General features: G+C 54.8%; 7 protein-coding genes. All 7 read right to left on the reverse strand.

Annotation, left to right across the window (positions count from 1 at the left end; genetic code table 11):
* Positions 1-19 precede the first annotated feature (19 nt).
* The 7 genes from D3H35_RS25845 to D3H35_RS25870 all read right to left on the reverse strand — a co-directional run bounded on the left by D3H35_RS25845 (position 20) and on the right by D3H35_RS25870 (position 9,693).
* Positions 20-5,716 carry an Ig-like domain-containing protein gene (locus D3H35_RS25845; RefSeq protein WP_119152037.1) on the reverse strand — a complete coding sequence of 1,899 codons (5,697 nt, stop codon included), beginning with the start codon at positions 5,714-5,716 and terminating at the stop codon, positions 20-22.
* A gap of 26 nt (positions 5,717-5,742) precedes the next feature.
* Positions 5,743-6,456: a hypothetical protein gene (locus tag D3H35_RS25850; RefSeq protein ID WP_119152038.1), complete on the reverse strand. Its 714-nt coding sequence runs from the start codon at positions 6,454-6,456 to the stop codon at positions 5,743-5,745.
* A 308-nt stretch (positions 6,457-6,764) separates the two neighbouring features.
* On the reverse strand, positions 6,765-7,895 hold the full coding sequence (locus D3H35_RS25855; protein ID WP_119152039.1) for an ABC transporter substrate-binding protein: 1,131 nt from the start codon (positions 7,893-7,895) through the stop codon (positions 6,765-6,767).
* A gap of 26 nt (positions 7,896-7,921) precedes the next feature.
* Positions 7,922-8,269, reverse strand: a complete 348-nt coding sequence (locus D3H35_RS25860) for a hypothetical protein (RefSeq protein WP_119152040.1) — start codon at positions 8,267-8,269, stop codon at positions 7,922-7,924.
* A gap of 100 nt (positions 8,270-8,369) precedes the next feature.
* Positions 8,370-8,867 carry a carbohydrate ABC transporter permease gene (locus D3H35_RS30955; RefSeq protein ID WP_158594268.1) on the reverse strand — a complete coding sequence of 166 codons (498 nt, stop codon included), beginning with the start codon at positions 8,865-8,867 and terminating at the stop codon, positions 8,370-8,372.
* Positions 8,846-9,184, reverse strand: a complete 339-nt coding sequence (locus tag D3H35_RS30960) for an ABC transporter permease family protein (protein WP_158594269.1) — start codon at positions 9,182-9,184, stop codon at positions 8,846-8,848. The genes D3H35_RS30955 and D3H35_RS30960 overlap by 22 nt, the downstream gene beginning before the upstream one ends.
* 101 nt (positions 9,185-9,285) lie before the next feature.
* Positions 9,286-9,693 carry an ABC transporter permease subunit gene (locus D3H35_RS25870; RefSeq protein ID WP_158594270.1) on the reverse strand — a complete coding sequence of 136 codons (408 nt, stop codon included), beginning with the start codon at positions 9,691-9,693 and terminating at the stop codon, positions 9,286-9,288.
* Positions 9,694-10,070: the final 377 nt, after the last annotated feature.

Here is a 10,070-nt window from a genome sequence, read left to right on the forward strand (position 1 = left end):
TTCTTGCCTAACTACAGCTTTAGAGTGGAATATCGAAAGCCGGAGTCGCCGCAATGTCGCGAACGATCGTTTTGTTCACGCCTCCGTAGGCCGCTCCGAACGTATAAGTGCCGGGGAGCAGCTCTTTCACGGCCTCGCCTGAAATCGTCAGCCCGACCATCCTCCAGCTTCCTGCGTAATATTTGACGAGAATGCCTTCCACAGCTTGGCCTGCCCCGTCCTTTACCGAAACCTTGACACTAACGGTCTGGAAAACGACGATCGGGTTCGCGCCGATGTTTTGCACAAGCTCCCTATACGTTCCCTCGTAAGTCATCGCGAACGTGTACGAGCCCGGCAGCAGCTCCTTCCCGGCTTCCCCGCCGCTCGTGCTTCCGAACGTCCTCCAGCTTCCCGCGTAATATTTCGCCGCTCCGACGTCCAGCGGATTTCCCGTGCTGTCCCGCAGCCTCACTCTAACGTTCGTCGTCTGAAAGACGACAATCAGGTTGGCGCCGATATTTTGCACAAGCTCCCTATACGTTCCCTCGTAAGTCATCGCGAACGTGTACGAGCCCGGCAGCAGCTCTTTCCCGGCTTCGCCGCCGCTCGTGCTTCCGAACGTCCTCCAGCTTCCCGCGTAATAGCTCACGGCTCCGACATCCAGCGGATTATCTATGCTGTCCCGCAGCCTCACTCTAACATTCGCCGTCTGGAAAACGACGATCGGGTTCGCGCCTGTATTTTGTACAAGCTCCTTATACGTTCCCTCGTAAGTCATAGCGAACGTGTATGAGCCCGGCAGCAGCTCCTTCTCGGCTTCCCCGCCGCTTGTGCTTCCGAACGTCCTCCAGCTGCCCGCGTAATATTTCGCCGCTCCGATGTCCAGCAGATTGCCACCGCTGTCCTGCAAACGAACTTTGACGCTCACCGTCTGAAAAACGACGGTGGCGTTCGTTCCGGTATTCTGCACCGTTTCCTTGTACGTTCCCTCGTAAGACATTGAGAACGTGTAGCTCTTCTCCGGAAGCGACAGGAAAGCCGTTCCCGAGCTGTCGGTAACGCCGAGATCGCGCCAGCCGCCGTCGTAATATTTGACGATTCCGCCGCCAACGGGATTGCCGGCGCTGTCCAGCAAGCGGACTCTCGTCCTCGTCGCGGACAGACTGAAACCGATGCTGCCCGCCGTCTCGACATTTCCGGCCCAATCCGCAGACCGATACCGCAGCGTATGCACCCCCGCCTTCTCGAAAGCAACGGGAGCGGTATACGTCTGCCACGAATTGCCGTTATCGAGACTGAACTCGGTATATTTCACGCCCGAATTCGTATCGGCTGCCGCCAAAGCAACCAGAACCGGACCGACGTAAGCGCCAGCCGTTCCGTCCGGCTGCGAAGGCGACAGCACGGCATTCGTTATCGGCGGCATACTGTCAGCGATCAAGGATGCCGACGCCTGGAACGACCCGTCCGCCGTCGTCGCCTTAATGAGCGCCTGCCCATTGCCGACGGTCTGAATCGTTCCGTTGCCGGAGACGGTTGCGACGGTCGGGTCGCTAGTGCTCCACAAGACGTTCTTATTGGTCGCATTCGCGGGCAATACGGTCGCCGCGAGCGTGTCCGCCGCGTTCAGGTTTAACACCAGCGAGCTTTTGTTCAAACGAATTCCCGTTGCCGAGTACGATACAATTTTTCTGATCTCCACATCGTCAAAGTAAAAAGAACCGGTCGCTGCGGGAGTATCCGTGTACATGAACATAACGACGTTCGTGACTACGCCCGATTCGACGATCGTATACGTTCCTTTGATTTGTTTCCACGCCGAAGCGCTTAATGCGGAGCTCGTGAACATAATAAGCTGCTTGACGACACCGTTCAGCTTGTATTGCAGGCAAGCTCTCATGACGACGCCCGGAGTCGCGTCCGACCCAAGCTTAGCCCACGCCGAGTAATAGTACTCCTTGCCCTGCTCGATATTCGCCGGGAATTGAATGCTTCCGTATTTCTCCGTCGCGGTCACCTTCAAGGATTGACCGCCTCCGTGGAACTCCGAAGAGGTCAGTTGGGTTAAAATCTTATAGCCGGAATATAGGATCGTTGTCCCTTCCATCCCCGGATCGTTAACGAGATTGCTCGCCATGACGGCATTGGACGGCACCGTAACGGCGACCGAGGCTGCCTTGCTGCCATCGACGGTTTTCGCTTGGATGACGGCGGTTCCTTCCAGCTTCGCGACGACAGTCCCGTCGCTGGCGACGCCCGCTACGTTCGCGTTGTCGGAGCTCCAAACAACCGCTTTGTTCGTTGCGTTCGCCGGAAGAACGGTCGCTGTCAACGTTTCGCTCAAGCCCAGAGGAATCGCAGCCGCCGTCTTGTTAAGCTGCACTCCCGTTACCGGAACGTCGGGAACGACCGTAACGGCGCATAACGCGAGTTTGCCGCCGTCGCTCGTTCTGGCGGTTATCGTCGCCGTCCCCGCGCTCGCCCCGTATACGGTCCCGTAAGCGTCAACGGTCGCCACTTCTGGACGATCCGAGCTCCACAGCACCTCTTTGTTGATCGCGTTGGCAGGCTGGACGGTTGCCGCAAGCGTCTCCAGCTTCCCGGCGACGATCGTTGCGGACGCTTTGTTCAAGCTCATGCCCGATACATAAACCCAAGCCGGACTCGCCGTATATTCGACCGGCCGGATTTCGACGTCGTCCAAATAGTAAGTGTCCGTCTCAAGCGGCACGCTCGTATAAAGGTACATCGTCGTATTGGCGACCGTGCCTGTCTCGTTAATGGCGTAAACCCCTTGCACCTGCGTCCATTCCGTATCGCTCATCGGAGCGCTGGAGAAGAGAATCGTCTGTTTTTCTACGCCGTTCAAGCTGTACAGCAAGCCGAGCCTCATGATTTTGCCGGGAGCCGCCCCGGCGGGAAGCTTCACCCACGCGGAATAATAATAATCCTTCCCCTTGGCGATGCTCACGGGAAACTGAATGCTTCCGTACACGTCCAGCTTCGTCACCTTCAGGGATTGATGGCCGCTTCGCGCTTCCGCCGTGCTGAGCTCCCTCGTAATCTGCCAGCCCGAATACGGTATCGAGCTGATCTCCATGCCGGGATTGAGAATCAGATTGGCCCCCTGCACCGGAATACCTGTCGCCATGTCCAGCTTGATCCAATCGATGCTGAAATCTCCGGCTGCATTCGCGGCTACGAAACGAAGCTGCTTGATGACGCCCGCCCATTCGCCGGCTTGCGTCGTGTCGAACACGTACTCTCTATACCCCGTATCGTTAGACAGCACATAGCCTTTCAGCATTTTGGACCAATTCCATATTTGATCGCCGACCGTCGTATAATAAAGCTTCGCCCGCGTGCCCGCCGTACCGTTTTTCAGCCTGACGCGAACTCGTTTTACGGCCGACGCCTGAATATAGATTCCGGCCTCCGGCGAGACGATCGTCGGCTCGGTTCCGACCGACACCCCGTCGTAATGCCCCGCATCGGCGGAAACGTTCGACACTTGCCCTCTCACGGACCATCCCTGCTTGCCGTTGAATTCCCACAGAACGGACGACGTATACATATTGACGAACCGGGATGTCTCGTCGGCGGCTACGCTGTATCCGAACGCCTGATTGAAGAAATCGCCCGGAATGAGCACGGTGCCTGTAGGCAGAAGAACCGGATCGTGCGAAAGATCGATAGCCTGACCGTTCAAGTAAGCGGTCGGATCGCTCACCTTCAAGCGCAGCACCATGTTATCCTTCACGGCGATGACCGTCTGCGAAGAAGCGTCCCATTCGACGGTCGCCCCCACCTGCTTCAAAGCGTCCTTGGCCGGAAGCATGACGACGCCGTCTTGCATAACCGGAGAATCGCCGGAACGCAGAAGAGACCCGTTGACCAGCAAGTGCATTCCCGGCAGCCAAGACCTCGCCATCCCGACGAAATCGATGCTGAACGCCCCCGTGCTCTCCATCGGATCGACTCGGAATCTTTTGACGTACCCTTTCCAGCTCTGGTTTTTCCACATGCTCGCATAATAGTCGCCATAGGGCTGTCCCGGCGCGACATAGAAGCTTTCTCCCTTATTCTCGCTCCATTCCTGATCGGCTTCGGTAATGAAATAGATTCGAGCCGAAGCGGGGGTGCTGCTGTTCATCCGAATATGAATATACGGCACTTCTTCCGCCCGAATTCCGAGATCGTCCGGGGACAATATTCCCGGATCGCTTCCGACGCTCGTTCCCGAATAAGCGCCCCCGGCCACGATAAGCCCGTCGATCTGTTTATCGAGGCTCCAGCCTTCGGGATCGCCGTTTTTATCGAATCTCCAAGCTTTCAAATAGTCCGTCGCAGTAGGCGGAGATGCCGGAATCAGCTTCGGAAGCGTTCTGTCCGGCGGGTACAAGACGTTTATCCGCGATTTTTGCGCTTCCGTCGGCAGTACGTCCTCATGCGCGCCTCCCCCGGCGAATACGTTGCGGATCGCGTCCACGTAGCCGAATCCCGCCAAGCCGGCCGGCATAATGAAGTGGCCTTCCCCGAATTCGTTCCAGTTGTCGATCGTCATCATTCTCTTGCCGAGGCTGCCGCCGGGAAGAGAGGGAATGAACGTCGTCTTCAGCCATTCGGCGATGCCCTCAAATTCTTCAACCGTCGTTTGATAGCCGGAGCTCAGTCCCCAAGCCGTATCGTCTCGCCCCATCCCCAAAGTCGGTACGATGTCGATGATGCCCGCCGCTTTCTGGCGGCTCAGGAAGCCTTGCTGGTATTCGGCATGACCGCCCGAGTACCCCCAATTGTAGGAGTAGATGGCGTCGAACCCGGCCGCTTGCCGGTCGGTCATCGCTTGGACGTCCAAGCCGCCGTAGGTGCACAGCAGAATAACGCCGTCGAATCCGGCTTCCACCGCAGCGTTCCTTAAATAATCGAGCTCGTCTTTGACGTTTTGCACGGTTCCGAAGTCTCTCTTCAAGGAGGGCAGCGAGTAGATCGACAAGACCGGTTTATTGTCCAGAACCAAATAGCGGGGGTCCTTGAAGTAGTACTCGATCCAATACGGAACGATATTCGAACGAAAATCGGCGCTGTCCTTCGCATTGGAATTGGCATTTTCCCACATGATTGCGAACTTCATCAGATCGCTGTATTTGGCGTTGAAGAAGCCTTCGTGCAAGCCGTAGCCGAGATAAGGATCTTTGATCGGAGAGCCTTCTCCTCCGGTCGGCCTGAACCAGCAATATAACTGATAGCCGATTCCGTGCTCGACCAGCCATTTGATTTCCCAGTCGGCCGTCTCCGGGCTTCCTTCGTCATAGAAGCCGAGATACGGGGTTCTCTCCGGATAGGGGTTGATCGTATCCCAGCCGAAGTGATGCCCTTCCCGCCACAAGGAACAGTTCTGCACGCCGATCAGGAGATCTCCCGTCGTCACCTTGTCCGGAACGGGGACGTAGTCGGCCGGCTCCGGCCGCTTCTCGTACAACAGTACATCGTCCAGCCACAGCGTTCCCTTGTTGACGGAGGAGACGACGAAAGCTATTCCGTCTATCGCTCCGGCATAAGAGGCAAGCTCGGCTCCTTCCGCCCGCAGCTTTCCGTTCAAGAAGATGTCCGCCTTGGATTCAGCGCGGTTTAACGCAACTTTCACGTGATACCATACGCCGGGCTTGTAGTCGTAGATTTCGCCAGGTTGTCCCGCCGCGTTCAAATAACACAGCTTTCCGCCTGCCGTGAACAATTTGACCGCGCTTGAATTCCCGCCTTTCAGTTCCGCCGACAGCCCGTCCTTTTTTTGGGAATCAGCATTTTGTATTCAAAAATCAAATCGTCCGACTGCGGCGTGAAAGACGTGGAGAAGCTCATGTCGTTCGAGGCGTTCGCGGCATCCAGCTTCAAGCTGAACGCGTCGGGGCGGGTGGAGCTGACCATCTCCTCGACGGAGATCGCGCCTCCGCCGCCTGCGGCGCTCCAATCTCCCGGCAGCGTTCCGGGCGTAACGGAAAGGAACCTCTCGTTGACGACATACCCTTTGTAAAGCTTTACGGGAGCAAAGAACAGTTCTCCCATAGACCCGCTTCCGGTTTGCGCTTGAAAATTGTTCAAGGTTGCCAAAGGTTGCTTGAAAGGCGCAGACGAAGCTTTCAACGCGCCGTTAACGTACACGTCCGCCGAATTCGCTCCGATGTCCGCCACGACTTTGATCCCGTACTCAATACCGGACGAATAAGGCTGCAAAATCGAGGCTTGTCCGCCCGCCGTTTCTATCGAAAGATGGGTATTGTCGGCAACGATGCTGACTCCTTCAAGCTCGTCGCCGCGAAGCTGCCATTTGACGCCCGCCATCGCCGCGCTCATCTTGAACCTGAATTCGAGCGTCAGCTTGCCGTTGTCTTGTTCGGCAAACCTTTTGTTGAGAATGACGGGAAGCACTGCGCTTTTATCGATGATTTTGAACCAGTTGTTGTACGAGTATGCCAAGCTTCCCGCCGCCCTCCGAACGTCCCATCCGGAAGGCTTCAGCTCGCCGGGTTCCGGGGAAAAGGAAGGGAGAAATCTTCATCCAGCAAATACCCAAGCTCTATCGAATTGCCTCCCATACAATCACGCCCCTCGAATGATTTGGTAGATCATTGAAGAGAACTCGCAATGGCCGCAACTAGCGATTGGCAGCCTGACCGGACAAAGCCGTTTCCGGGGAGAAGCTCCGAGCAGGCCGCCAGCAAAGGATAGCCCGTGCATATTATTCTATGAGAGACTGCCGCTTTATGAACCTGAATGGTTCCAATCTATTTGTTAGCCTCTTTCCAAGCGTCGATCTGCTTCTGTACCTCGATCATGATCTTATCCATGCCGGCATTGTTCAGCTTCTGCTTGGCATCCGCAATATACTTGTCGAAATCGGGCATCGAGCCTGTCAGCAGAATCGGTTTGATCTCCGCGAACACGGCGCTGACCTGAGCGACCTCGGCTTTGACCGGCTCGGAATTGAAGCTGAAGCCGAGCAAGGCGGACGTCTGGGCCGCATCGTTGTTTTTCTTCATCGCCTCAAGCGCCTTGGTGGAATTCCAGTTCGAATCCCATTGATCCCACAGAGGCCCGAGCCAGTTATGCCATATCGCCCACGTTTGCTCCGCGCCGCTCTTGGCTTCTATCGTCGGGTTATCGGTTCCCTGACCGGACTTCACCGTATAATTTTGGCCTTCGAGACCGTAAGCCAGCGTGTTGGACAGCTTTTTGTCCTGCCAGATCAAATTGAGCAGCATCATCGCTCTATCCGGGTTTTTGGACGTTTTGCTAATGGCCGTAGCCGCCTGGATCATACTGTCGGTCGAAATAATCGGATAGCCGTACAGCGACTCGACCGTCGGATAGCCGAATAGCGCCGTCGATTTCGAGCCGTCCTCCGTATATCCTCCCGAATCCTTCAGCACGCCGTACTTCCCGGACTTTGCCTCGGCCAGAAAGTCGGTCTTGACGGCCGCATCCTTGGCGATGTACCCCTTCCGATAAAAATCGTTCACGGTTCTCAAATGATCCACGTAGTCGGGTACGTCCAAAGTCAAGACCGGCTTCCCGTTCTTCTCGTCGTAGACTACTCCGTCGATGATCGATCCGTAATCAAGGAGCGCAACCCCTGCCATCCCCCCTCTAGCGAAAGCCATAATGGGTGTAATGTCCGGCTCGTTCTTCTTGAGCTTCTCCAGAAACGGCTCCAAATCCTTCAATGTTTTAACATTTTTATAGTCGAATTGGTATTTATCGACGAGCTCTTTTTTGAAAACGAAGCCGATCGGCTGCGTGTAAGGAGTCTGAGCCGGAATAGCCATAATTTTGCCGTTGTAGGTGACCGCCTTCCACGCGCGTGGATCGACTTTTTTCTTAATATCTTGACCGTACTTATCCAGCAGTTCGTCCAAAGGCAGGAACGCCCCTCTTTGAACGTTCAAATACAAACGGTTCGAGTACGTGGACGTAAAAACAAGATCGTACGCTTCGCCCGCCCCGACATCAGCTTCATCTTGTCTTCCCAGCCGGCGTTGTCGATCAGGTTAAAGTGGAGCTTGGCGTTGATTTTCTCCTTGAACACTTTGTTCGCTTCCTCTTCGACCGCAGCCTGATCCTTCTCGTTATCGATCGGCTTGCTCATGTACCAGCTTAATTCGACGAAATCCTTGGTACCGGCTTCGTCATTGCCGTTCTTGCTGCAGCCCGCTGCAAAAATCGCCGAGACGAGGAACACCGAAGCCGCGATTCCTAGCCATTTCGAAGCTTTGCCCTTCGCACGAATCATCCGATTTGCCTCCCTGATCATTAGTATCCATCTATATCAACGGCTGGGCGATTTCGTGACCGCCCCGCCGGAATCGCTCAGCCTTTGACCGACCCGACGGTCAGCCCGCGAATGAAGTATTTTTGAAAAAACGGAAATATAACGAGCATCGGACCGGCAGCCAATATGCACATAGCCATTCGCGCGCCAAGCGCCGCACTTGCATCCCCTCTTTGACGAGTCCGTATTGCACCGCTTCCGCGCTGTTGAGAAATTCCATGTTTTTCAGCACGCGAATGAGCATGTATTGCAGCGTCATCAAATTTTCTTTGTCGATATACAGCAAAGTAAGCCACCAATCGTTCCAATATTGCAGGACGAGGAACAATCCAAGCGTAGCGAGCGCCGGCTTCGACAAAGGGAGCGCGATTTTCGTAAAAATTTTGAATTCCCCGGCTCCGTCGATTTTCGCCGATTCGAACAGCGCGTCTGGCAGCGTTTTCAAAAATCCTTTCATAAGCAAGACGTACCAGCCGCTAATGATATAGGGCAATATTAGCGCCAACAGATTGTTTTTCAGCCCAAGCCATTTCACCATCAAAATATAAGAAGGAACCATCCCCCGTGAAATAGCATCGTGAAGAAGATCAGGAAGGCGAGAAACGACCGGTAAGGATAATCTTTGCGGGATATGACGAATGCGTAAGCCGTCGTCACCCACATCCCGATCAGCGCTCCGGCTATCGTGGTAACCGCCGTTACGCCGTAAGAATGGAGCAGGATCTTCGGATTGTGCAAAACCATCCGATACGCCGTTTCCGAGAAGTTCTTGGGAAAAATCGAATAGCCGTGGACGATAATATCTTTTTCGGACTTGAAAGAGGTGCCCAGAATGACCGCGAACGGATACAAGCAAGCGATGCAAAGCGTAATCAACGCTAGATGTATGACGACTTTCCCGAATGTCAGGCGCTTCCGCAGCGGCCGGAATCGGCGGGACGATCCATCTGCGAGCCTCCAATCTTCCGTTTTATTTGCTAGAACAAAGAATGATCGGGATTGTTTTTTTTGACGATGAAATTGGTTGCGAGCACGAGGATGAAGCCGACGAACGACTGGAACAGTCCGGCGGCGGACGCCATTCCGAAGTCGCCCAGATCGATGAGCGAGCGATATACGAAGGTGTCGATAACGTCCGTGGCAGGGTACAGGAGGGAGGAGTTCAAGGTCACGTTGTAAAATAAGCCGAAATCGCCGTACAAAATTTTCCCGATTTGCAGAATGGTCAGCATGACGATAATCGGCATGATCATCGGCACGGAGATGGACATCGCTTGCCTGATCTTGCCGGCGCCGTCTATTCTCGCAGCTTCGTAATATTCGGCGTCGATTCCCATGAGAGCGGCGTAGTAAATGACGGCTCCGTAGCCGATTCCCTTCCACACGGCACAGCCACAAGAATGAAAGGCCAATATTTCGGCTCGTTGTACCAGAGGATCGGCGTCTGGCCGAACGCAGCCAGCGCTTTGTTGATGACTCCGTACTCCATGTCGAACAGCGCCCGAAAAGCGAAGCCAGCCACGACCCAGGAAATGAAGAAAGGAACGAATAGAATCGTTTGATACAGCTTGACGAGCCTTCTTCGATTTCGAAAAGCATGAGGGCGACTAAGACGGACAGAAAGGTTTCCCAGAAAATAAAGTCAGGTTGTACAAAATCGTATTCCGGGTAACGCGAAGCAAGACGTCGCCCTTGAAAAAAATTCGAAGTTTCTGAAGTCCGCCAAGGACTGCCAATTCAGGTCGTATCGATAATTTTTGAA

The organism is Cohnella faecalis (genome assembly GCF_003570905.1).
Lineage (GTDB): Bacteria > Bacillota > Bacilli > Paenibacillales > Paenibacillaceae > Cohnella > Cohnella faecalis.

Excerpts from the sequence above, each read along its gene's own strand:
- D3H35_RS30955 (WP_158594268.1), bottom strand. The coding sequence starts at position 8,867 with ATGGTTCCTTCTTATATTTTGATGGTGAAATGGCTTGGGCTGAAAAAC.
- D3H35_RS25860 (WP_119152040.1), bottom strand. The coding sequence starts at position 8,269 with ATGATTCGTGCGAAGGGCAAAGCTTCGAAATGGCTAGGAATCGCGGCT.